Raw genomic sequence first — 22,989 nt, 5'->3', positions numbered from 1 at the left:
TTTGGCTCGTAGTTGCGCTGTCTTGCGCTTTAGCGCAACTACGAGCTAGTGATGATTATTTGCGCCCACTTACTTAGTTGGGTTCAACGATAGTCATCGCTCTTGCAAATATTAATAAATATCCTATATCTAGCAAAAATACGTAGTGATTTGGCAATTATTCATCAAATCTTTATAATTTTTATCTGTTACAAATAACAAATGATTATTTACAATAAATAATAAAGTATCATAATACTTTTTTTTAGATGTTTTCATGCTTTTAATGGCTAGAAACAACAGGGAATCTCGCATTTAAAAATTGTAAAATCTAACGCTCTTAAGCCACTCAATTTTTAAAATGCTAGCGGAAAGTGAAAAATTAATTATCCCTGGTTGTAGGCTGAAGCAGAATATTCACAACCGAAATCAGGTAATAGAAGGTTTACGTATAATGACTGACTTTGCACAAACGGAAATAGAACGGAGATTAACTTTATATCAGGTATTTATTAAGTTGTATGAACACCACAGCGGCCTTCTAGATGAAATTCTTCAGCTAGAAAACCTATCTCAACCTTCGTTGACAAGAGTGAAGAGATGTTACGTACATGGTGTGGTGGATACTTCTGCTGTTTATTTGATGACTAATTTGTGCGACAATCAGACCCAAAGTTTACGGCAGCCTCAGCAAATCTGGACAATAGGTCGTAATCGCAGCAGTGGTATTTGCATTGTTGATAATTATATGTCTCGTCGCCACGCTGCTATTCAATATATTGACGATCAAGGCTTCTACTTTATAGACTTCAACAGTACCAATGGCTCATTTGTGAATGGCGATCGCGCTTTTGTCCGGATCAAGCTCAAAGATGGCGATCGCATCCGTCTAGGTAGTATGACTTTTGATTTTTTCATGAATTCTACAGCCCGCGTTTTGCCAACTGTAGCAATGGAGTTATTGATGCAACTTATGCATCGAAATAGGGAGAATCAAGTAGAAATACTTACTTATCCCCGGAATAGACCAAAACTTTTACCTGAAAAACCAGATGATAATTCAGAAATTAGAAATTCTCCACTAATAGATAAGTTTGAAGATTGGTATGAAAACTTCAGTTCAGAACAGAAATCAGAAATTTTAGACCGCTTTTTTAGCAGAAAAATACCATAGAATCCCAGCTAAAAAATTGGAAATTATCTAGCAGTTTTCGTTTGCATAAAGTACATTTTTAAACCTCACCCCCAGCCCCTCTCCGATGCTTTGCAGAGGGGAGTGTAAGTTTCCTCAAATAGGGGGTGAGGTTCAGACTGCAATAACTCATCAATACTTTCAAAAAGGTGGGTTAGCTCTCTATGTAACCCACTACATATTAAAAGTTGCAGATAAATCCGCATTCCTTATTCTTCTGGCTCTAAATCAATTTCTTCCTCTTCATCATCTTCACTGGTTTTAGCTACAGAGTTAGCAGAAACAACAGCACCTTTATCTAGCTTTTCACGCACCAGTTTTTTAATTTCTTCAGCAAATTCTGGTTTTTCTTCTAGATACTTAATGGCGTTGTCTCGTCCTTGGGAGATATTGTCACCGTTGTAACTATACCAAGCCCCCTTGCGGACAATAATAGAAGTTTCTTCTGCCAAGTCTACAATACAACCCAAGGTAGAAATTCCCTTGCCAAAAATAATGTCAAATTCCGCAATCCTAAAAGGCGGCGCTACTTTATTTTTAGCAACTTTAACTTTAACGCGGTTCCCAAATTCATCTGTACCTTTTTTCAAGGTTTGAATCCGGCGAATATCCAAGCGTACCGAAGCGTAAAACTTCAATGCGTTACCACCAGTTGTGGTTTCTGGGCTACCGTAAGTAACACCGATTTTTTGCCGCAACTGGTTAATGAAAATTACTGTACAACCGGATTTTCCAATATTACCCGTAATTTTACGTAGGGCTTGGCTCATTAACCGCGCTTGCAAACCAACGTGAACATCACCCATATCGCCTTCAATTTCAGCGCGGGGAACCAGTGCTGCTACTGAGTCAATGACTACAATATCAACCGCAGCAGAGCGAACCAGCTGATCGACAATTTCCAAAGCTGATTCGCCTGTGTCAGGTTGGGAAATCAGCAAATTGTCAATATCTACACCCAAAGCCGCAGCATAAGTAGGATCAAGGGCGTGTTCAGCATCAACAAAGGCAGCAATACCGCCATTTCTTTGCACTTCGGCGAGCGCATGTAGCGCTACTGTAGTCTTCCCGGAACTTTCCGGCCCATAAATTTCAATTACCCGCCCCTTGGGTAAACCACCACCCAATGCTAAATCTAGGGTAAGCGCCCCACTGGAAATTGTTTCCACCCGCATCCGGGTAGCATCGCCCAGGCGCATGATTGCTCCTTTACCAAAGCTGCGCTCAATCTGGTTGAGTACCATAGTCAGCGCTTTTTGCTTGCCTGAAGTATCGGTGTTGATAGCCATTCTTGCCTCTAAATATATGGTTTTAAGGAGTGTTGCTCTGGGAGTTTGAGTAGAACAGATATACTATTTTAACCAGAAAATTCTGGAATAGGACTTCTCAAATCAAAAAAGGGGTGTAACAAGATCGTAACTCGATCGCTACCAGATTAGGGTAGTCTTGCATGATGATACCAACTTGCATTCAGAGATAGCTTTTTTTCGCTAGGTAAGCAAGAGGTTTTCAACAAAAAATTATCTAAACAACTGACCTTATGCACTGTACATAATGAGACTGCTTTATTTTGGAGATAGAAAACCTCTATCGTGGTGCGACGCCGAATAGCCCGTCGTAGACATCGCTCGTCAAATCTCGATTGACCACAACCAAAAACTAAGTAGTCTCCAGCATCGATAAGTTTAGTAAAGTTACTGCTATGACTGAATCCGGCTTGTTGGCATGGAGATAATGTCTTGATGTCATAGTAACATAAATTACATAAATTATCTTCAGCAAACGTGAATAAATCACAGTCTATTAAGCTACTTGAAAGCGAGGGATGGACAAAAGCAGATGCTATGCGTGCTTTGGAAGTAATTGATTTTAGTACTAATCCTGATGAAATTACCATTCGCAGAGCTATTTCGGCTTTTGCTGGTTCTGAATTAATTAAGCGTCAGCGTCTTCAAGCTGCCCAGAAAGGTCTGGTAACGAAGAAAACTAAAGAGATTGAGTTGAAGGAGCAGGAATATGCTGCCAAATTTGACGAAGTTAAAAAGTATCCAAAACAGGAAAGAGACAAATACGAAGCTGAAATTAAAAGCTTGTCTCAAAGAAATAATATTTTAGAAGTTGAGATCAAAACAATATATTCTCAAAACAAAATTTTAACCGGAGTTAATGAACAACTCAAAAAAGACAATAAATCTCTAAAAAATTTAGTCGATCAAATTAGACTTAAACTAGCTATAAATACTAAAGAAATTCTTAAATATGAAGATAGTGAAATTCGGAAAGCAGTAATTACTTTTTTCAAATGGACTTTAGGATAAAAAATTGACTATATGGCTTCTCAAAAAGATAAAAAAAGAAATTTTAGAAAAATGAGTTATCGAGTTGTTCAACTTGCTAACTCAAAGAATCGAAGTAAGCTTCATAAAAAAGACCAAATTTGGCTAAAAGAAAACTTTTACAAAAATATTGGTTGGGATAATGTTATTAACCTTTATCAAAAAATAGAGGAATTTATCGGTAATTATCATATTGAAGAACTGACGCTTGAAGAATTATTTATTGAGGCCGATCGGATTGGCAATAAATATCTCACTAATCAAGAAATAAAAGAATATAACCAGAGCTTATCTAAAGAAGTTAACGAGGTAGGAGAAGAAATAGATAAGCAGTATCCTGATACTGAGATGGAATTTATTGATTTTAGTCAAAATACTAATATCAAATATAAAAATAAGCGTAATCAAAAGACATATAAAACAGTCAATTTTTAGCAATCAAGATGGTTAATATTGAAGATAAACAACTTAAAGAATTATTTGAGCTTGCGGACACAATTGGTAACAAGCGATATCACAGGCTAACTCATCAAGATTTTGAAACTTATAGGAAATTCGATTACTGGCGATATGTTAATGGTGATTATGAGTGTGGTACAACTCAAGATAGTAAAGATTGGGTGAGAGAAAATTCCAATTGGTACTGTCCAATTTGTGGATCTCATTACTCTGACAAAGGTGGTAAGACGATAGATCACAAGCTACCTCGCTCACAGTATCCTTGGTTATCAATGGAATTCAAGAATTTATGGGTCATTTGCCGGGTTTGTAACAAAGAAAAGGGTGAAATGCATTGGTACAAGTATGAACACTATATATTTGTTCACTATCCCGATGTTTATCTTGCTGTGAAGATGGCACGTCCTACCCAGTTACTCCAGTCTTTGAAGGATTAAACTAACATTCAATAATGAATACTGGATTATCTCGATCCAGAATTAAGGTGAGAAGTTTTATCTGTTAAAATATAGTCAAAAGGGCTAAAATAGTCACAATTACTATGCAGACCTACACTCTGACTGATGCTCGCAACAAACACGGTGAGGTTTTTGATAAGGCTGCTATTGAGCCAGTTCTACTAACGAAGCAATCACGGCCTAGTCATGTGATTATTTCAGCCGAGAGCTACCAAAAATTAATTAATCGGCTGGAAGAATTAGAGGATATGGTTTTTGGTCAAGCAGCTGAAGTTGCTCTGAGTCAGTCCAAAATGATTGGTGCGGAGGCTTTTACATCTGCATTAGAGCATTTAGCTAATGGCGAAGCTTGATGGTCTAGCAACTGTTCTTGATTTTCTGAACGGTTTGCAGCCTAAAATAGCAGCACAGATTGCCAAAAAGGTTTTGGCTTTGAATGTTGAGCCAAAACCTGCTGATAGTGAGCAACTATCTGGTTATCAGGGTTTATATCGAGTTGATAGTGGTGAATATCGAATTGTTTACAGGTATTTTCCTGATCAAGATTTAGTAGAAGTGATTTTAGTCGGTAAGCGTAATGATGATGATGTCTACAAAAGATTAAAGCGTTTACTAGCATAAACTTCTGTTTTCATTAAAATGCTAAAATCGCTCCAGCACAAATGCTTTCAGGCATCTTTGATGACTTTTGACCTTCCCGACTCTCTGATTCTCCATACGGCACTTTCAGTTTCTGGATTAACTGACTATATCCGCTTGCTGTTAGAGCAAGATGAACAATTACGGCAAGTTTGGGTAACTGGTGAAGTTTCTAGTGCTAATCACCATCGCAGTGGTTTATTTTTTACGCTGCAAGATACCGATCGCACCGCCGGAATTAAGTGTGTAGTATGGAATAGCCAATTGCCAAAACTCGCTCAGATACCCGTTCCCGGTGAGCAAATAATCATTTTGGGTAGTATTCGCCTCTATCCGCAACGGGGAGAGTATCAGTTATCAATTTGGCAGACTCTACCTGCTGGTGTTGGTTTACAGGCGCTACGCTATCAACAACTAAAAAATCGCTTGCTGGCTGAGGGATTGTTCGACACGCAAAGAAAGCGATCGCTCCCCACCCACCCCCAAACGATCGCTGTCGTCACTTCACCAACGGCTGCTGCTTGGGGTGATATTCAAAAGACTCTCAGACAAAGGTATCCAGGTTTACACGTTTTGTTTTCTCCGGCTACAGTCCAAGGTGAGCAAGCGCCGGAATCTATCGTCAAAGCAATTGAACGGGTGGAAAAGGATGGACGCGCCGAAGTGCTAATTTTATCGCGGGGTGGTGGCGCGGTTGAGGAATTGGCTTGTTTTAATGATGAACGTGTGGTGCGATCGCTTGCTAGTTGTTCTATTCCTGTAATTACTGGTATCGGTCATCAACGAGATGAATCTTTGGCAGATTTAGTCGCAGATGCTTGTGTGCATACACCCACTGCGGCGGCGGAAATGGTTGTGCCAGCACTTTCAGAGTTGTATACTGAGCATCGGGGGCGAGTTGTAGCTTTACATGAGGCGGTGCATGACTCTGGGGAAAATGCTTTTAATAAATTGCAAGTATTAAGAAATCGTTTGCGACGTTTGCGGTTAGATCGACAAGTGCAGCTGGAGGTGGAAAAGTTAGCTTGGAAGCGTCAGCATTTGGTGCAAATTACAACCGGGCGATCGCAGCAAGCAACGCAGCATTTAGAATTATTACGGCAAAAGTTAGCTAGTCTTGACCCGAAAGCGGTGTTACAGCGTGGTTATGCGGTGGTGAGACAAGAAGATGGAGCGATCGCTCGTTCTGCTGCTGAGTTGGCTGTGGGGCAAGATTTGTTGATTCAGTTGGGGCAGGGTGGGGTTAAAGTGAAGGTTATGGAAGTAAACGAACCGCTCCAGACGCAGAGGACACAGAGAGGTTAATGGTTAAACGTAAGAGTGCTTCTAGTTCTGAGGAAGGTTGGAATTATGAGGCAAAGGTTATTGAAATAGAGGGAATCATCGCTGGTATTGAATCGGGTGAGTTGGAATTGGAAGCTGTGTTTGAGCAATTCGCAAGTGCTGTTGAGTATTTGCGTCAGTGCGAAAGTTTTTTGCAGCAACGACAGCAACAGGTAGAGTTGTTGATTGAAACGTTAAGCGATGAGTAGAAGCCAGAGCCGGCTGGTGCGGTTGTTCGGGTTTAATAACTAATTAACCTTTGTTTACATCGTCTTTCAATAGCACTTCTCGAATAATGGCGGAGCGCTCAAGAGCAGAGTGCGCCTCCTCTTTCAATCTTTGTGCTGCGAATGGGAGGTTGCGAGCCTCCATCCTTAAAGCCAAGCGATGTGATAAAGAAGCTTTCTCTTCCAATGCCCTCAAAGCGATCCATAGCGCCTCCTCTATGGCATCAGACTGCTTATTCAGCAAAGTTTTTGCTGAATAAGCATGACCCGTGCGACACCGGAAGCGCAACAAATTTCCCTCTTCGACTTCCCAAAGGATACCACCGCAGTCAGGACAGCCAAAGGTTGATGCTTTACCGGGTCGATCGCTTTCATTTTCTACTGCTTCTAAATTCAATTGCGCTATTTCAGTTTCAAACTCCATCTTGCTAGGTATGGGGTTTTCTGGTTCTATTTCCATTGGTATATTAACTAAACCTACCAAAATAGAAGGAATATCTGAAAGTGGCACAATATGGTCAATATCCTCTACATTCTCGATCGCATTACGTGGCATATCAGAAAACAAAGCATCGTCGGGATTTTGGACAATTGCCACACCGCCCCGCATTTTAACAGCCATTAGTCCGGCAGTGCCGTCGTCAAGCATACCTGTTAGTAGCACAGCAATCACTCGCTGCCCATAGGTTCGCGCTGCACTGCGAAACAATGGATCAATGGCGGGACGACAACGGTTTTCTTTTGCTCCCCGCGTCAAACGCAAATATCCTTGTTCTACCAGTAAGTGGTAGTCAGGAGGAGCGACATAAATCCTACCATGAACAATAGCTTCCCCGTTTTGAGCATGAGACACTGGTAAGTTGGCAGCGCGACTTAATATTTTTGGTAGAACACTCGTACCGTGACTGGATACATGAAGAACTATAATCACAACAGCATTGAGATCGGGCGGCAAATTCTTAACTAGATAAGTCAGCGCCTCAACTCCACCTGCTGATGTTCCAACAACTATAATATTCTGTTCAAGCATTTATGTAACGATTTCACTATCAGCATGAGCAACAAAAGCAATATTTACTGGCGTTAACTATCATAACGCAGCCAAAGAATTTGCTCACCTAGCTTTAAGATAATTTATTCTTCATTTGAGGATTGACACTCTCCAGTCCTAAAAGACTCAGCTAGCTTTCATCCCATGTCTGAAGTAGGAAGCTCTGGTAAAATCTTTACATAAATGAGGATTTTAGGGCTATTTTCAAAACACTGATTTGTCTATGATAATCTGCGGAATGTGGGCTTTAACTCTATCCGCTCAATTAATTTACGATGTCTCAGCAACAGCGCATCCTCCTAATTGTCGATGATTCCCCAGAAGATCGAGAACTGTATCGGCAATATTTGCTGCGCGATCGCCAATATTCCTATACTATTCTGGAAGCAACGTTAGGGGTGCAAGCACTAGAACTGTGGCAGCGACACCAGCCAGATGCGGTTTTACTTAATTATCGACTACCCGACCTGGACGGACTGGAATTTCTGGCTCAATTGCAACTCATGGCCCCACAGCCTTGCCTACCTGTGATTGTCGTCACCGCAGAGGGCAATGAAGCGATCGCACTTCAAGCCATCAAAGCGGGCGCACAAAATTATCTTGTCAAAGAGCAAATTACCCCAGAAGGGCTGCAAATAGCAGTCAATGGGGCCATTGAAACAGTGCGACTACACACCCAACTACAACAGCGGATTGAACGAGAACGCGTAGTCTCATATATTACCCAGAAAATTCACCAATCGCTGAATCTGGATGAAATTCTCCAGACAATCGTAACCCAAGTCAGAGAATTTCTTCACACCGATCGGGTTTTGGTGTTTCGGTTCAAACCTGACGGCAATGGTACAGTCGTAGCAGAATCGGTTGGGGCAGAGTGGCGATCGCTGCTTTCTTCGACTATATATGATCCCTGCCTCGCTGAAAACTACCTTGGATGGAATCGACAAGAAATAAGCTCCGTTCCCGCCTTTATTGAAAATTATATCCAACGCTATAGTCAAGACGTAACAGCAATATTTGATATTCCGTGCCACCTGGAATTATTAGCTCATCAAGTGAAAGCTAATCTGGTCGTGCCGATTATTTATGGTGACTACTTTTGGGGGTTGCTCATTGTCCATAAATATGCTATATCACGGAGGTGGCAGCCCTTAGAGATTGACTTGGTTAGAGAAGTGGCGAGTCAAGTTGCCATTGCAATTCGGCAGACGGAACTTTATGAGCAGGTACAGAATGGGCTGACCGATCGCAGACGGGTAGAAACGCAACTATGGTCAAGCGAAGAACAGCTGCGATTGGCACTGTTAGCTTCTCGAATGGGAACGTGGAACTGGAACATCCAGGCGGGAAAAATTTCTTGGTCAGATAACCTAGAAGCCTTATTTGGACTGCAACCAGGAGAGTTTGACGGCTCATTAGAGATGTTTGTGGCGCGGTTACACCTTGACGATTGCGATCGCGTGCTGGCAGCTGTAGCTCGTGCTGTCGCCACTGGAGAAGACTATGACATTGAATTTCGGGTAGTATATGCCAACGGTAAGATTCGGTGGACACTGAGTCAAGGCAAGGTGTTCTACGACCAACAGGGGCAACCGATGCAGATGGCTGGTATTGATATAGATATCACCGAACGCAAACGGTCAGCCGAAGCTGTGCGCGAGAGTGGGGAACGTTTCCGGCAACTTGCAGAAAATATTGATGCAGTATTCTGGATCGCAGAAGTGTCGGAAAATCGAGTCAGCTATGTCAGTCCTGCTTATCAACGCCTCTGGGGATTAAACCCGGAAGAATTGTATCAAGGACAATCATGGGTCGAGCGTATCCACCCAGAAGATCGAGAATCGACTGATAGAGCGTTTCATGAAAAAGCTGTCGCAGGTAAATTTGATCGGGAATACCGGATTATTTTACCCGATGGTAGTATTCGCTGGGTTCACGATCGCTGCTTTCCACTTCGAGATCAAACAGGAGAGATTTATCGGTTTGCAGGTATTGCCGAAGACATCAGCGAACGCAAACAGGTAGAGCAGTCCCTGCGAGACAGTGAAGAACGCCTGCAAATGGCACTGGAAGGTTCTGGTGGCGGTCTATGGGATTGGAACATTGTTACCAATGAAGATTATTTAAGTTCCCGATGGCTGGAAATGCTGGGATATGAGCAAGGAGAGTTACCTGGCAACTTTAGCAGTTGGGAGCTACTGATTCATCCTGATGATAAAGTTTGGGTGATGGAACGCTTGAATGCTCACCTTCAGGACGATTCGGTGTCTTACAAATTTGAATATCGGATGTTAACCAAGTCTGGGGAGTGGAAATGGATTGCCAACCACGGAAAAGTGGTTTTGCGCGATCAACAGGGCAATGCACTTCGGATGGCAGGCATCCATCATGATATAACTGACCGCAAACAAGCAGAGGAAGCATTACGCCAAAGCGAGGAACGTTATCGGTGCTTGGCAGAATTAATCCCGCAATTAGTCTGGACAGCCAACGCAGAAGGAGCGTTAATCGATGTCAATCAACGTTGGTTGGAATTTACAGGATTAACGCCAGAACAAGCCTACACCAACGACTGGAAAGAGATTGTCCATCCAGAAGATATAATTATTATGGCTCAAAAGTGGAGCGAGGCAGTACAACAGGGTACTTCTTATCAAGCCGAAGGTCGGATGCGGCGGGCAGATGGTGTTTATCGCTGGTATCTACACCAAGCAATTGGGCAAAAGGATAAGCAAGGTCAAATTGTGAAATGGTTTGGCAGTGCAACTGATATCGAAGCACAAAAACAACTCGAAACTGAACGCGATCGCCTATTCCAGCTAGAGCAAACAGCCAGAGCCGAAGCAGAACGTGCCAATCGCATCAAAGATGAGTTTTTAGCTATCTTATCTCACGAATTGCGATCGCCTCTCAACCCGATTCTCGGCTGGACAAAACTGCTGCAAACTCGCAAATTTAATGAAACCAGAACAGCTGAAGCTTTAGCCACCATCGAACGCAACGCTAAACTGCAAACTCAACTGATTGATGATTTGCTCGATGTCGCCAAGATTCTGCGCGGCAAACTCAGCATCGATGCCGCTCCTGTGAATCTGGCATCTGTGATTGAATCTGCGATCGACACGGTAAGTACAGCAGCTGTTGCTAAATCAATACTATTACATCCAGTACTGCCAAATATTGGGCAAGTTTCTGGAGATTCCAACCGCCTGCAACAGATCGTTTGGAATTTACTTTCTAATGCTATCAAGTTTACTCCCAAAGGCGGACGGGTAGAAATCCGACTAAAGCAAGCCGACGATCAAGCACAAATTATCGTCAGCGACACTGGCAAAGGTATTACCCCTGACTTTCTCCCCTATATTTTTGAATCATTCCGTCAAGAAGATGTCTCAATTACTCGCAAGTATGGCGGGTTAGGATTGGGGTTAGCGATCGTCCGGCAGTTAGTTGAGGCTCATGGCGGCACGATCGCGGCTGATAGTCCAGGTGTTGGCTTTGGAGCCACCTTTACAGTCCAGTTACCACTGCTGAATGTTCAACCGGAAATCAACCAGATAGATGAGTTGTCACAACAAGCACTCGAACTTACGGGGATTAGAGTCCTCACAGTTGATGATGATGCTGATGCGCGTGAGCTATTAACAGTATTGCTGGCTGAATACGGAGCGCAAGTCTTGACTGTTTCCTCTGCGGCAGAAGTGTTAGCAAACCTAGAGTCCTTTCAACCCGATGTTTTAATCAGTGATATTGGGATGCCCGAAGTCGATGGTTATTCCCTAATTCAACAAATCCGAACTTTAACCCCCGAAAAAGGCGGAAAGATTCCCGCGATCGCTTTGACTGCTTATGCCAGAGTTGAAGATTACCAGCAAGCCATAACCAGTGGCTATCAACGCCACGTTATCAAGCCCCTTGATCCAGAAGAGTTAGTTCAAGCTGTGGTAGCACTTGCACATACTAAACCATCCCCTTCCTGAAAATGATTCGGTTTAGGTAACTTCCAAATAAAAAAATACCCAAAAAACTTTCTCCTCCTTATTCCTCTGTGTTCTCTGTGCCTCTGTGGTTCGTTTATTTGAGTAATTTATTTTTATTGTCAGTCCCTAAGTACTTATCTGCTGAATAAACATCTGATGTTCCACTGAACTTAGCCCTTTCTGCAACACTGCCAACACCTGTTGCATATTTCCTGCAACTAATGCTGATACATCAAGCCACAATCCCGGAAACACTTGACTTTGAACTATCCCTGACGCATTTGGGATCAGCGCTACGTATTCACCATTTTGCAAGCTGAACCAACTAACAATAGTTCTTCCATGATCAAAAGGATTTGCCCTCATCCCCCAACCCCTTCTCCCAAATCTGGGAGAAGGGGAGCCAGAATCGGGAGCCAGAATTGGGAGCCAGAATTGGGAGCCAGAATTTCAAACTCCCTCTCCCAGACTTGGGAGAGGGATTTAGGGAGAGGGTGAAAACTACGGTTCTCAACTTAGATAAGGTTTAGTTGCCAAAGTTTGAGCGTTTGCAGCTAATCTTCTTCCATATATAAGAAACACTTAAGCATTTGCTGCAAATGTATAATTAATTCTTGCAAATACTTAATTCTTTGCAACAAATGTTCTTCCATCTATAAGAAATCCTTTAGCATTTGCAGCAAATGTATAATTACTTCTTGCAAATGCTTAATACTTTGCAACAAATGTTCTTCCATTTATAAGAAACCCTTAAGCATTTGTAGCAATCATTGTAATGAACTTATAAATCTATTTATCACGCGAAATATAATAACAAAGGCAGTTTTTGCAAGAGAAATACTATCCTCTCTGTCTCCTGAGTTTTTTGTTAAAGCAGACTACATCTATCTTTTATTTAGATAAGTGCAAAAAGGACATAAACTTTTTGATGTAAAACGATGCATTAAAAGGTGGTTATGGCTAAATTTCTTTTTGTAACTGACTTAGATGATACCCTCGTGTATCGCACTGTGGGCGATGACAGCGCTTTGCCAGAACTAAATCAACTACTAAGTCAACATCGCCAAGAATACGGCACTAAAATTGTTTATTCTACTGGGCGATCGCCTGTACTTTACAAAGAACTCCAAGCTCAAAAAAATCTTTTGCAACCCGATGCCCTCGTCCTGTCTGTGGGTACAGAAATTTACCTTGATGGTACAGATACTCCCGACTCTGGTTGGTCAGAAATCGTCTCTCCGGGATGGGAACGGGAAACTGTATTATCTATTACCCAGAAATACCGTGAGTTAGTTCGGCAACCAGATTCCGAACAGCGTCCCTTTAAAGTGAGTTGTTTTCTAGAACAGGATGCATCTGCGAATGTTATACCACAACTTGAAGCAGAGTTGCAGAAATCTAATTTAAATGTAAAGTTAATCTACAGTAGCGGTATTGACCTTGACATTGTACCCCATAGCAGCGATAAAGGTCAGGCAATGGAGTTTTTACGCCAGAAGTGGAAATTTGCAGCAGAACAAACAGTTGTCTGTGGTGATTCGGGTAATGATATTGCTTTATTTGCTGTAGGCAACGCACGGGGCATCATTGTAGGGAATGCCCGAAAAGAGTTACTTCAATGGCACAATGAGCATCCCTCTGAACACCGCTACCTGGCTTCATGTTTTTGTGCAGGTGGAATTATCGAAGGATTAAATTATTTTGGTTTTTTGTAATGATTAGTTATTTAAAAGGTATAGTCGCTGGTATCCAAACAATTGGCGCTAATCGCGTGATTCTGACTCTGGAAGTGAATGGCTTGGGGTATGATTTGCAAGTTCCCCAACGGCTAGCAAACCATTTACCAGAGTCGGGAGGAGTAACGCAAATTTTTACCCATTTCCAAATTCGTGAAGAAGTACCGTTACTTTATGGCTTTGCTTCCCCAGCCGAACGCGATTTATTTCGTCACTTGCTGACTGTTACCGGTATTGGTGCAGCCTTAGCGATCGCCCTCTTAGACACTCTGGAACTACCAGATTTAGTCCAAGCAATTATCGCCGGCAATACACAAATATTAATTCAGGCTCCCGGTGTCGGTAAAAAAATCGCTGAACGCATCTGTTTGGAACTAAAAAGCAAATTAGTCGAGTGGCGCAAATCAGCCGGGTTCTTCGTCGCCACAGGCGGGCCAGCACCAGGAATTCTCGAAGAGGTGCAAATGACCCTCTTCGCCTTAGGATATACTGCCCATGAAGTCAGTCACGCCCTGCATGTCGTCAGCGAAGACATCGGATTACCCAAAGATGCCTATGTCGAAGATTGGATTAAACAAGCGATCGCTCATCTCAGCAGCGAACAAGTTTAATTATCATTTGTCATTTGTCATTTGTCATTTGTCATTCTCCCCCTGCCCCCATGCCCACCAACCCCTATGCTTGGCTAGAACAGTCCTTAGCAACAATTCATCGGGCTGACTGGTATCGTTCAGTACAACCTATCAACGGCCGTCCGGGTGCAACGGTAGTTTTAGCTGGGCAAGAGGTAATTAATTTTGCCAGCAATGACTATTTGGGATTAACTGGGGATGAGCGGTTAATCGCAGCCGCAACTGCTGCGATCGCAAAATTTGGAACTGGTAGTACTGGTTCTAGATTACTCAGTGGGCATAAGGAATTACACAGAGAATTAGAAGAGGCGATCGCATCTACCAAACAAACAGAAGATGCCTTGGTATTTAGTTCCGGGTATCTAGCCAATTTGGGTACAATTACCGCCCTTGTAGGCAAGCGTGATTTAATTTTATCTGACCAGTACAATCATTCCAGTCTGAAAAATGGAGCAATTCTCAGTGGTGCAGTAGTTGTGGAATACCCACACTGTGATATGGCAGTATTAAAAACTCAGTTGAGTCAACAGCGACAAAACTACCGACGCTGTTTGATTCTTACTGATACTGTCTTCAGCATGGATGGCGATTTATGTCCGTTGCCAGCACTATTGGCGATCGCTGATGAATTTAACTGTATGCTGCTAGTTGATGAAGCTCATGCCACTGGAGTACTAGGAAAAACTGGCGCTGGGTGTGTCGAACATTTTGGATGTACAGGAAAGCAGTTAATTCAAGTTGGCACTTTGAGTAAAGCTTTAGGTAGTCTAGGCGGATATGTAGCAGGAAGTAGCGCCCTAATTGATTTCTTACGGAACCGCGCACCCACTTGGATTTACACAACTGCACTTTCACCGGCTGATACGGCGGCGGCTTTAGCAGCAATCAAGATAGTCCAACAAGAACCGCAACGCCGTACCCAATTGTGGCAAAATGTACATTACTTGAAAAATTTGCTGCAACAATTACCTAATTTAAAATTACTGCCTTCGGAATCACCTATATTATGTTTTCAATTGTCCAGTGCGACAAATGCCCTCAAAGCTGGAAAACAGCTAAAAGATGCTGGCATTTTTGCCCCAGCAATTCGTCCTCCCACAGTGCCGATAAGTCGAATTAGAATATCTTTAATGGCAACTCATGAAGCAGCACATATTGAAAAATTGGTAACAGTCCTGAAGGATGTCAATTACAGCGAATTTTATGTGAATTGATCGCAGTAGGTTGGGGATTAATTGAAGATAGTCCTGTTAACGAACTATGTTCAGTTTAAGTCAAGAGTCTAAGAAGGGCAGCGCGAATTGAATGCCTCAGCTAAATCCCACGTTGTAATGCGAGTCGGAAGCCGTCCCCACAACAGCACTCAACTCTACGAGAGGCTTTGTGCGTTCGTCACAAAACGTAATTACGAATTACGAATTACGAATTACGAATTACGAATTACGAATTATTTAATGCCGTATTATGTTCCCGGACGAGAGCGAATACCATCGGGTATATGATAGCGATCGCCTAATATTTCTAACAAAGGGCCATTAACGTCAAATTTAACCATACTTACCGACGCGACCAAAATATTCACCCGATAGCGATAGCGTCCCAAATCAATTCCCAGTAAACTGCAAAGCATAATCCGAATCGTGGCTTTATGGGAAACTACTAAAACATTACCTTGAGGATGTTTTTCTTGAATTTCAGCAATTACAGGCATAGAACGGTTAGCAATATCTACCGCAGTTTCTCCACCAATGGGTGCATTCCAAGCGGGTTCTGTTAACCATTTTACATAGTTTTCTGCGTAATTCTCTTGGGCAAACGATTTACTCTTCCTTTCCCATTCGCCGTAACTACCTTCTTTAAGTCCCTCACGCAACTGCATATCCATACCGATAGCATCACAAAATGGTTTGGCAGTTGCAATTGTGCGCTTCATCGGGCTAACATAAACCGCTTCCCACAACAAGCTTTGATAAACATCGGCAAAACCGGATGCCATCTGCATCCCCTCTGTTGTCAACTCGGCATCAGTTTCACCGCAGAAATTACCACTTTGACTAAAAGTAGTTTCTCCATGCCGCAGTAAATATAAATTGAGTGTCATAGCTTATATAGCGATTAGGATAAAGGAGTTTGTGCAAAAATAAAATACCATCAATCTCGCAATCGATTATGTAGACAGGAGGACAAAGTAATCAACCAAAAAAGTTAATCCCCTGACAAACTTTTGATCTCCTTGACAAAAGTAGCGGTAAGAGCTATTTATTTTGACATTTTTTATAAACTTGGGTAACAGCATTTCTTGGAGTTGAGTATTGATCAGCAGCAAACCAATGTTCTAAATATAGAAGATTAGTAATAAATTCTGGTGGATACTATATTATCGAGTAATTAACCTCTTACAAAAGAAGTTTTATAAATAAATAAAAATCTATCTAGAGGTAAATTACTAAAAATTACAAACTAACTTAGGGTGTATACAGCCTTTGCAATAAGTATTGGTTGTTCCAAAACATTTTCATGCCCCATATTCGTTATTTCGAGTTACTGCGTTATGGCATTGTTGTATTAAGTGTCGCACTTGCATTAGTGCTGATGTTGATGCTAAACCCTTGGTTAAGCATGAGTGGAACTCCTTTCTTGCTGTTTTTTAGCGCTGTAATGGTGAGTGCTTGGTATGGTGGTTTGAAATCAGGGCTGTTAGCAACCGGCTTGTCTGCGTTACTGAGCGATTACTTCTTTCTCCCCCCAGCTTACGCTCTGAATTTTGACTTATCTAATTTTCTGCGAATTGGGTTGTTTGCATTACTTGGATTGCTCTTTAGCATCTTAGGTGAGACATTAAGGACTGCTAAAAGTTGGGCTGATGGAAATCTGCAAAAGCTGAAAGTTAGTGAGGAACGATTTCGATTAGCGTTAAGTAGTTCAGATATCGTGATCTTTCAGCAGGATCGCGATTTACGATATCAGTGGATTCATAATCCTCCAGGTCTAGGCACTGCTCAGGAAATGCTGGGTAAGTCTGATGATGAATTATTTCCAGCCTTAGTAGCAGAGCAATTGAAGGCAATTAAGCAGAAGGTACTAGAGACTGGTGTTTCAACCCGCCAAGAGGTTTATCTGACAATTGGTGGAGAAAACCGTTACTACGATTTGCTGGTTGAACCATTAAGGGATGTAGACAATAGCATTCAAGGTATTACCTGTGTAGGTGTAAATATTAGTGAGCGCAAGCAGGCAGAACTAGAAAAAGCCACGTTGCACCAAGAACTTAAGCAAGCGATTCAGCAAAAAGACGAATCTCTGGCATTACTCAATGCTTGGGTTACTAGTTCACCAGTGGGGCTGGCTTTTCTCGATACCGAACTTCGCTACATTCATGCGAATGTTGCGTTGGCACTTACCAATGGTGTACCGCAAAGTGAACATATTGGTCGCACCTTTAGGGAAGTACTACCAGAATGGGCAGCCCAAATTGAGCCTGTATTTGAGCAAGTGATGCAAACCAGGCAGCCCTTACTCAACCAGGAAGTGAGCGGTGAAACCTATCCTCCTGGAGTATATCGTTATGGTCTTGTCAGTTATTATCCCGTGTGTTTACCGGATGGGCAGTTATTAGGAGTAGGCATTAGTTCAATTGATATTACTCAACTCAAACAAACTGAGCAAGCACTACGGGAAAGCGAAGGGAAGTTTCGCAGTGTGGTTGAGTCAAACATGATTGGTATTGGCTTCTGGGATAGAGACGGTGGGATTACAGAAGCCAACGATGCCTTGCTGAATATGGTAGGTTATTCTCGTGAAGAATTAGTTTCTGGAAAGATTAACTGGCAACATTTAACTCCTACAGAGTACGTGCAACTCGATAAGCAAGCACTGACTCAACTTGAAGACAGTTCCTTTTGCACACCCTATGAAAAAGAATATATCCGTAAAGACGGCTCACGCTTGCCGATTTTGATCGGTGGTAGTTACTTTGAAGGGAGTGTAAATCGAGGAGCTTTTTTTGTTGTTGATATTACAGAGCGTAAGCAGGCTGAAGAAAGACTCCGTTATATTGCCCAAATTAGTAGTTTTTTTTCCACTTCCCTAGATTACGAAGAAATTTTGCAACAAATCGCCAAAATATCAGTTACCCAGCTTGCTGATTGGTGTAGCGTTGACATTTTAAATGAAGATGGTTCTATTCGCCGTCTACCCATTGCCCATGCAGACCCATCGAAAGCGGAGTTGGCGCGTAAACTTCAGGAGTATGCCACAGATTACAATAGTGTAAGTGCAATTACTAGAGTATTGCAAACGGGGCAAAGCGAATTAATAACAGAGGTATCTGACTCGCTAGTGGCAGGTATTCAGAATCAGGAACATTTAGAACTGATTCGGCAATTGGGGATAAAGTCTGTGATGATTGTGCCGTTAATTGCACAAGGGCGAGTCCTCGGCACTATTAGCTTTGTCAGCACCCAATCAAACCGTCGCTACGATCGCACTGACCTAACTTTAGCAACAGATATTAGCCATCGGGCTGCCTTAGCAGTAGAAAATGCCCGACTTTATCGAGATATCCACAAGGCTTTAGTTGATTATGCCGAATCTCTATCTCTTCTAGATGCGTTCTTAGAAGCTGCTCCCGTTGCCGTATGCTTTTTAGATAGGGAATTGCGATATATCCGAATTAATCAAGTTTTTGCTGACATTAATGGTTTGACCATAGAAGAACATCTAGGACGCAAATTTGGCGAAGTGTTGCCAAAAATGGCGGCTAAGGAGGAGCTACAGTTACAGCGCGTGTTGGATACTGGAGAACCCCTGCTGAATGTAGAAATCAGTGGTAAGACAAGGGAACAACCAGAACGTTATGGCTACTGGCTGGGTAACTATTATCCCGTCAACAACGCAATGGGGGAAACGGTAGGAATTGGGATTATTTTGGCAGATGTGACAGCAGCAAAGCAAACAGAAGTTGCTTTGCGAGAAAGCGAAGAAAGATTCCGAACAATGTTCAACCAGGCAGCTGTCGGCATTACTCTGGTATCGTTGGATGGGCAATTTCTGCAAATTAATCCTGCCGTATGTGAAATTACTGGATACAGCCATGAAGAGTTAATCCAATTAAAATGTCAGGATATTACCCACCCTGACGATTTAGAAGTAGATTGGGAAAATGCACGGCGAGTTTTGGCCAAAGAAATTAGTGGTTATTCCCTAGAGAAGCGCTATATCCGCAAAGATGGTTCTATTGTTTGGGTAAACCTAACTTCATCGGCAGTTTGGGATGATAAGGGACAACCAAAGTATGCATTGGGCATTATTGAGGATATTAGCAAACGGCAAGCCGCGCTGCACGAACAGCAAGCTGCGCTACGCGATCGCAAACAAGTTGAAACCACACAAAAGTTTTTAGTCGAAGCCAGCACCCTACTAGCTGCCTCATTGGATTATGAAATCACCTTGGAAAGTGTGGCTAATCTAGCAGTTCCAACCTTAGCCGACTGGTGTATTGTAGATGTTTTCCAGAAAGATTGGTCAAGTAAACAAATTGCGATCGCAATTGCCGATCCCACAAAACAAAATATTTTAGACGAAATCCGACGGCGTTATCCACCGAAAAATAGAGCTAAACAGCTTGTGCATCGGCTACAGTTGGGAACATCTATATTTTATCCCGAATTATCAAACTCTCATCTTCTACAAATGGCTGAAGATGACGAACATCTGCAATTGCTGCAAAGTCTGGGTATTCGTTCGCTAATGGTGATTCCAGTTCGTTCTCGTGGGCAATTATTTGGAGCAATCTCTTTTTTTACAGCCGAGTCAGGTCGGCACTACAAACAAACAGACTTGGCTTTAGCACAGGATATTGCTCGTCGGGCGGCAACAGCCATTGACAACGCTAGATTATACCAAGAAACTCAACGGTCTGTCAATCGCACCATACTTTTACAAAAAATAACTGCTGCCCTCTCAGAAGCCCTAACTCCCCAACAGGTGGCTGATGTTGTGGTGAACCAAGGGATTGCCGCCTTGCAAGCCACTGCTGGTTCCGTTACCTTACTTACTGAGTCTGGTACTACCCTGAAAATTGTCCAAGCAATTGGCTATCCACAATCAATGATAGATACCTGGGCAAATTTTCCCATCACTGCACCTAACCAAATAGCGGAAACAGTCAGAACTAGGCAGCCGATTTTTATAGAAAATTTAGCAGCCATGATTGCTAGATATCCCAACTTAACAGATGTTGTGACTCTCACAGGGAATAATGCCTGGGCTTCCATTCCATTGATAGCAGAAGGCAAAATAATTGGCGCACTGGCATTAAGCTTTAACACTGGACAAATATTTAATCAAGAAGACCGGGGATTTATGTTGACACTGGGACAACAGTGTGGTCAAGCGATCGCCCGCGCTCAACTTTATGAAGCCGAAAAAACTGCCAGGGCGCAAGCCGAGACAGCCAACCGAATTAAAGATGAATTTCTCGCTGTCCTTTCCCATGAACTTAGAACTCCCCTAAATCCCATTTTAGGATGGGCGAAGTTACTTAGAACCCGCAAGTTTGACGAACCCACGAGAATCAGGGCATTGGAAACAATCGAGCGTAATGCCAAGTTACAAACCCAACTGATTGGAGATTTACTTGATGTTTCGCGGATTTTACAAGGTAAAGTTAGTTTAAATCTTTATGCAGTGGATTTGAAAGTAGCGATCGCAGCTGCACTAGAAACAGTCCGTTTAGCAGCCGAAGCCAAATCAATTGAAATTAAAACGGTGCTAAGTCCTAATATTGGCAAAGTTTTGGGTGATGGCGATCGCTTGCAACAAGTAATGTGGAATCTCCTTTCCAATGCCGTTAAATTCACACCCACAGAAGGACGAGTAGAAGTGCGTCTAGAGCAAGTTGGGTTAGAAGCCCAAATCCAGGTGATTGATACAGGTAAGGGTATCATGCTGGAATTTTTGCCCTACGTCTTTGATTACTTCCGACAAGCAGATGCCAAGACAACCAGGATATTTGGCGGATTAGGATTAGGACTGGCAATTGTGCGTCATTTAGTAGAACTTCACGGTGGTACAGTTCAGGTAGAGAGTCTGGGAGAAGGAAAAGGGGCAACATTTACAGTCAGACTACCTTTGCTGAAAAATTCTGAGTTGCGAGTTGAGAGTGGTGAAGCTTCAGAAGCAGAATTTAGCACTGACGACACATTACTTGCTGGAGTAAAAATCTTGCTTGTGGACGATCAAGCAGATGTGCGAGAGTTTTTTAGCTTTGCGCTAGAACAATATGGCGCAATTGTAACAGTAGCTGAATCAGCAAGTGAAGCGCTGGAACTACTAGTGCAATCAAAGCCAGATATTTTGTTAAGCGATATTGGAATGCCCTTAATGGATGGCTATATGCTGCTGCGCGAGATGAGAAAATTACCGCCAGAACAAGGCGGGCAAATTCCGGCGATCGCATTGACAGCTTATGCTGGAGAAATTAACTACAACAAAGCTTTGGCAGCAGGATTTCAAAAACACCTACCTAAACCCGTCGATCCGGCAGATTTAGCTACTGCGATCGTTAATCTCATCGGACAGAATCAACCTTAAAAGAGGCAGGGGGGAGAAGCCCATACATAAATTTAGGGCTGCTGAAAACTTGGACGCATTATAACTCGAAAGCACTTTCGGACTGAAATAAATATTTTATGCTTTTGGGCGTAAAGAAATTTACCTACTTTGAAACCCTTCTTGCAGGGAAATTCCAGTATCTTTCTCCCTTGCCCCCTAGAGCTATTTCATTCTATACATAAACCGCCCAGAACTAAAGTTCTAGGCTTATAGCTAAAGTCCGTTAAAACGGACTAAGTAAGTGGGTCAAATTAAATATAAAACCTCCAGCTTCCCTCTCCTTAATAAGGAGAGGGATTGAGGGTGAGGTTTGCTCTTATAACTTAATTACGACTATCTACTTATAACGGTTCCCATTCAGATGCGGTACAACATTATATCGCTAGCAGGGGCTTGTCTTTGCCATGCCCTTACCGATGTACCTCAGATAAACGAGAACCGCTATATAACCGCTATAAGAGAGGTGAATTCATTATGAGGCGGGCTAGATGAGAATGAAATAGCCCTACCTGCCCCCAGCGAGAACTGCCTCAACCAATAGGCCGATTACCAGGATTGACTGCATGAATATATTCACTACCCGATTGCGGTCTTCCTCGCTTATAACAAGCTTCTTCTGGTTTACCCCATCCTAGCTGCAAAATCATTTCCAAAAAGCTAGAATTTTCCCACTTGCACAAACCTGCCCATTCTGTTCTTTGAACAATTCTTTCTACATCAGATATGACAATTTGTTGGTACTGTTTATTATTGTTGAAACTCAAATATAAATCCATCCCCATAGAGACTTCATACCAAAATTCTACAATAGAATTTCTAGCAGTTTTTAATATCTCTAAGTCACTGTTTAGAGCTATTAACTCACTGTCTACTTCGGGATAGTTCAACTTTTTACCTTTGACCGTTACCTCACGCCAAATAATACCTGAAACTTGATTTTCCCTCTGATATTCATGAATTGCAGCTTTGAAATCTTGATAGGCAGTGAACTGTTGCAGCCCATCAGTCATCAGAAACTGGTCAATTACAGGATTACCAGAGACTGGTATTTCTAATTTTAGGCGTTTTCCCTTGAGGCAGGCTTGGCGTTCGGCTGCCAAAATTTGAATTAGTTCCTGGGCGGTGTAAACCTTTGACATTAGAATACACTCTAGTTAGTCATTAGTTATTAGTCATTAGTCATTTGTTATGGACTATAGACTATGAATTGGGAGCATCCCGTCAGGTGGAAAAACCTTGATAGCCCTCATCCCCTGATTGTCTCCCCTCTCCCACAAATGGGAGAGGGGCTGGGGGTGAGGGAAAAGATTTAAGCCCTCATTGGGATGCTCGCCTATGAATTAACTTTCTAATCTGTAAACAC

At 42.4% G+C, this 22,989-nt stretch carries 18 protein-coding genes; 13 read left to right on the top strand and 5 right to left on the bottom strand.

The features are described 5' to 3' along the window. Positions 1-433 precede the first annotated feature (433 nt). Positions 434-1,153, top strand: a complete 720-nt coding sequence (locus V7K73_RS15685; protein WP_442936768.1) for an FHA domain-containing protein — start codon at positions 434-436, stop codon at positions 1,151-1,153. 227 nt (positions 1,154-1,380) lie between these two features. On the opposite strand, the gene recA is transcribed toward V7K73_RS15685, so the two are convergent. Continuing rightward, the gene (gene recA / locus V7K73_RS15680; RefSeq protein ID WP_334881472.1) at positions 1,381-2,460 is read right to left on the bottom strand and encodes a recombinase RecA; all 1,080 of its coding nucleotides are present in this window, start codon (positions 2,458-2,460) and stop codon (positions 1,381-1,383) included. Between the two features lie 495 nt (positions 2,461-2,955). Between recA and V7K73_RS15675 the strand changes: the two genes are divergently transcribed. From V7K73_RS15675 to xseB, 7 genes are all read left to right on the top strand, one after another. After that, positions 2,956-3,489 carry a hypothetical protein gene (locus V7K73_RS15675; protein ID WP_334881470.1) on the top strand — a complete coding sequence of 178 codons (534 nt, stop codon included), beginning with the start codon at positions 2,956-2,958 and terminating at the stop codon, positions 3,487-3,489. 12 nt (positions 3,490-3,501) lie between these two features. Next, the gene (locus V7K73_RS15670) at positions 3,502-3,942 is read left to right on the top strand and encodes a hypothetical protein (protein ID WP_334881468.1); all 441 of its coding nucleotides are present in this window, start codon (positions 3,502-3,504) and stop codon (positions 3,940-3,942) included. An 8-nt stretch (positions 3,943-3,950) separates the two neighbouring features. Continuing rightward, positions 3,951-4,403, top strand: a complete 453-nt coding sequence (locus tag V7K73_RS15665; protein WP_334881466.1) for an HNH endonuclease — start codon at positions 3,951-3,953, stop codon at positions 4,401-4,403. A 104-nt stretch (positions 4,404-4,507) separates the two neighbouring features. Next, a complete protein-coding gene (locus V7K73_RS15660; protein ID WP_334881464.1) occupies positions 4,508-4,777 on the top strand; it encodes a type II toxin-antitoxin system Phd/YefM family antitoxin in 270 nt (89 codons plus the stop codon). Next, entirely contained in the window at positions 4,764-5,045 is a 282-nt protein-coding gene (locus tag V7K73_RS15655; RefSeq protein ID WP_334881462.1) for a type II toxin-antitoxin system RelE family toxin, read from the top strand. The genes V7K73_RS15660 and V7K73_RS15655 overlap by 14 nt, the downstream gene beginning before the upstream one ends. 60 nt (positions 5,046-5,105) lie before the next feature. Next, positions 5,106-6,368 (top strand): exodeoxyribonuclease VII large subunit, encoded by a 1,263-nt coding sequence (xseA, locus tag V7K73_RS15650; RefSeq protein WP_334881460.1) that lies wholly within the window; start codon positions 5,106-5,108, stop codon positions 6,366-6,368. Further along, positions 6,368-6,595, top strand: coding sequence for an exodeoxyribonuclease VII small subunit (gene xseB / locus V7K73_RS15645; protein ID WP_334881458.1), 228 nt, complete (start codon positions 6,368-6,370; stop codon positions 6,593-6,595). The genes xseA and xseB overlap by 1 nt, the downstream gene beginning before the upstream one ends. 43 nt (positions 6,596-6,638) lie before the next feature. Here xseB and V7K73_RS15640 read toward each other — a convergent pair whose 3' ends face one another. Then, positions 6,639-7,643, bottom strand: a complete 1,005-nt coding sequence (locus tag V7K73_RS15640; protein WP_334881456.1) for a chemotaxis protein CheB — start codon at positions 7,641-7,643, stop codon at positions 6,639-6,641. A gap of 296 nt (positions 7,644-7,939) precedes the next feature. On the opposite strand from V7K73_RS15640, the gene V7K73_RS15635 reads away from it, so the two are divergent. Beyond that, positions 7,940-11,644 carry a PAS domain-containing protein gene (locus V7K73_RS15635; protein ID WP_334881454.1) on the top strand — a complete coding sequence of 1,235 codons (3,705 nt, stop codon included), beginning with the start codon at positions 7,940-7,942 and terminating at the stop codon, positions 11,642-11,644. Between the two features lie 126 nt (positions 11,645-11,770). Here V7K73_RS15635 and V7K73_RS15630 read toward each other — a convergent pair whose 3' ends face one another. Next, the gene (locus V7K73_RS15630) at positions 11,771-12,010 is read right to left on the bottom strand and encodes a hypothetical protein (RefSeq protein WP_334881452.1); all 240 of its coding nucleotides are present in this window, start codon (positions 12,008-12,010) and stop codon (positions 11,771-11,773) included. A gap of 590 nt (positions 12,011-12,600) precedes the next feature. Here V7K73_RS15630 and V7K73_RS15625 point away from each other — a divergent pair. The 3 genes from V7K73_RS15625 to bioF are packed head-to-tail and all read left to right on the top strand — an operon-like array spanning position 12,601 to position 15,226. Further along, a complete protein-coding gene (locus tag V7K73_RS15625; RefSeq protein WP_334881450.1) occupies positions 12,601-13,359 on the top strand; it encodes a sucrose-phosphate phosphatase in 759 nt (252 codons plus the stop codon). Next, positions 13,359-13,991, top strand: a complete 633-nt coding sequence (gene ruvA / locus V7K73_RS15620) for a Holliday junction branch migration protein RuvA (RefSeq protein WP_334881448.1) — start codon at positions 13,359-13,361, stop codon at positions 13,989-13,991. Before V7K73_RS15625 ends, ruvA begins: the two co-directional genes overlap by 1 nt. A 50-nt stretch (positions 13,992-14,041) precedes the next feature. Then, entirely contained in the window at positions 14,042-15,226 is a 1,185-nt protein-coding gene (gene bioF / locus V7K73_RS15615) for an 8-amino-7-oxononanoate synthase (RefSeq protein WP_334881446.1), read from the top strand. A gap of 248 nt (positions 15,227-15,474) precedes the next feature. Here bioF and V7K73_RS15610 read toward each other — a convergent pair whose 3' ends face one another. Continuing rightward, complete coding sequence (locus V7K73_RS15610) at positions 15,475-16,113, bottom strand: histidine phosphatase family protein (protein WP_334881444.1); 639 nt, start codon at positions 16,111-16,113, stop codon at positions 15,475-15,477. A gap of 416 nt (positions 16,114-16,529) precedes the next feature. On the opposite strand from V7K73_RS15610, the gene V7K73_RS15605 reads away from it, so the two are divergent. Beyond that, on the top strand, positions 16,530-21,605 hold the full coding sequence (locus tag V7K73_RS15605) for a PAS domain S-box protein (protein ID WP_334881442.1): 5,076 nt from the start codon (positions 16,530-16,532) through the stop codon (positions 21,603-21,605). A gap of 551 nt (positions 21,606-22,156) precedes the next feature. Here V7K73_RS15605 and V7K73_RS15600 read toward each other — a convergent pair. Further along, complete coding sequence (locus tag V7K73_RS15600; protein ID WP_334881440.1) at positions 22,157-22,765, bottom strand: hypothetical protein; 609 nt, start codon at positions 22,763-22,765, stop codon at positions 22,157-22,159. Positions 22,766-22,989: the final 224 nt, after the last annotated feature.

The organism is Nostoc sp. (genome assembly GCF_036916975.1).
Classification (GTDB): domain Bacteria; phylum Cyanobacteriota; class Cyanobacteriia; order Cyanobacteriales; family Nostocaceae; genus Nostoc.
Note: the sequence above shows the minus strand (reverse complement) of the source record. Positions and strands in the feature narration are given on the sequence as shown.

What these genes read in the sequence shown, in the direction of transcription:
- V7K73_RS15685 (WP_442936768.1), top strand. Translation starts at nt 434, where the DNA reads ATGACTGACTTTGCACAAACGGAAATAGAACGGAGATTAACTTTATAT.
- recA (WP_334881472.1), bottom strand. Translation starts at nt 2,460, where the DNA reads ATGGCTATCAACACCGATACTTCAGGCAAGCAAAAAGCGCTGACTATG.
- V7K73_RS15670 (WP_334881468.1), top strand. Translation starts at nt 3,502, where the DNA reads ATGGCTTCTCAAAAAGATAAAAAAAGAAATTTTAGAAAAATGAGTTAT.
- V7K73_RS15665 (WP_334881466.1), top strand. Translation starts at nt 3,951, where the DNA reads ATGGTTAATATTGAAGATAAACAACTTAAAGAATTATTTGAGCTTGCG.
- V7K73_RS15660 (WP_334881464.1), top strand. Translation starts at nt 4,508, where the DNA reads ATGCAGACCTACACTCTGACTGATGCTCGCAACAAACACGGTGAGGTT.
- V7K73_RS15655 (WP_334881462.1), top strand. Translation starts at nt 4,764, where the DNA reads ATGGCGAAGCTTGATGGTCTAGCAACTGTTCTTGATTTTCTGAACGGT.
- xseA (WP_334881460.1), top strand. Translation starts at nt 5,106, where the DNA reads ATGACTTTTGACCTTCCCGACTCTCTGATTCTCCATACGGCACTTTCA.
- xseB (WP_334881458.1), top strand. Translation starts at nt 6,368, where the DNA reads ATGGTTAAACGTAAGAGTGCTTCTAGTTCTGAGGAAGGTTGGAATTAT.
- V7K73_RS15640 (WP_334881456.1), bottom strand. Translation starts at nt 7,643, where the DNA reads ATGCTTGAACAGAATATTATAGTTGTTGGAACATCAGCAGGTGGAGTT.
- V7K73_RS15635 (WP_334881454.1), top strand. Translation starts at nt 7,940, where the DNA reads ATGTCTCAGCAACAGCGCATCCTCCTAATTGTCGATGATTCCCCAGAA.
- V7K73_RS15630 (WP_334881452.1), bottom strand. Translation starts at nt 12,010, where the DNA reads ATGAGGGCAAATCCTTTTGATCATGGAAGAACTATTGTTAGTTGGTTC.
- V7K73_RS15625 (WP_334881450.1), top strand. Translation starts at nt 12,601, where the DNA reads ATGGCTAAATTTCTTTTTGTAACTGACTTAGATGATACCCTCGTGTAT.
- ruvA (WP_334881448.1), top strand. Translation starts at nt 13,359, where the DNA reads ATGATTAGTTATTTAAAAGGTATAGTCGCTGGTATCCAAACAATTGGC.
- bioF (WP_334881446.1), top strand. Translation starts at nt 14,042, where the DNA reads ATGCCCACCAACCCCTATGCTTGGCTAGAACAGTCCTTAGCAACAATT.
- V7K73_RS15610 (WP_334881444.1), bottom strand. Translation starts at nt 16,113, where the DNA reads ATGACACTCAATTTATATTTACTGCGGCATGGAGAAACTACTTTTAGT.
- V7K73_RS15605 (WP_334881442.1), top strand. Translation starts at nt 16,530, where the DNA reads ATGCCCCATATTCGTTATTTCGAGTTACTGCGTTATGGCATTGTTGTA.
- V7K73_RS15600 (WP_334881440.1), bottom strand. Translation starts at nt 22,765, where the DNA reads ATGTCAAAGGTTTACACCGCCCAGGAACTAATTCAAATTTTGGCAGCC.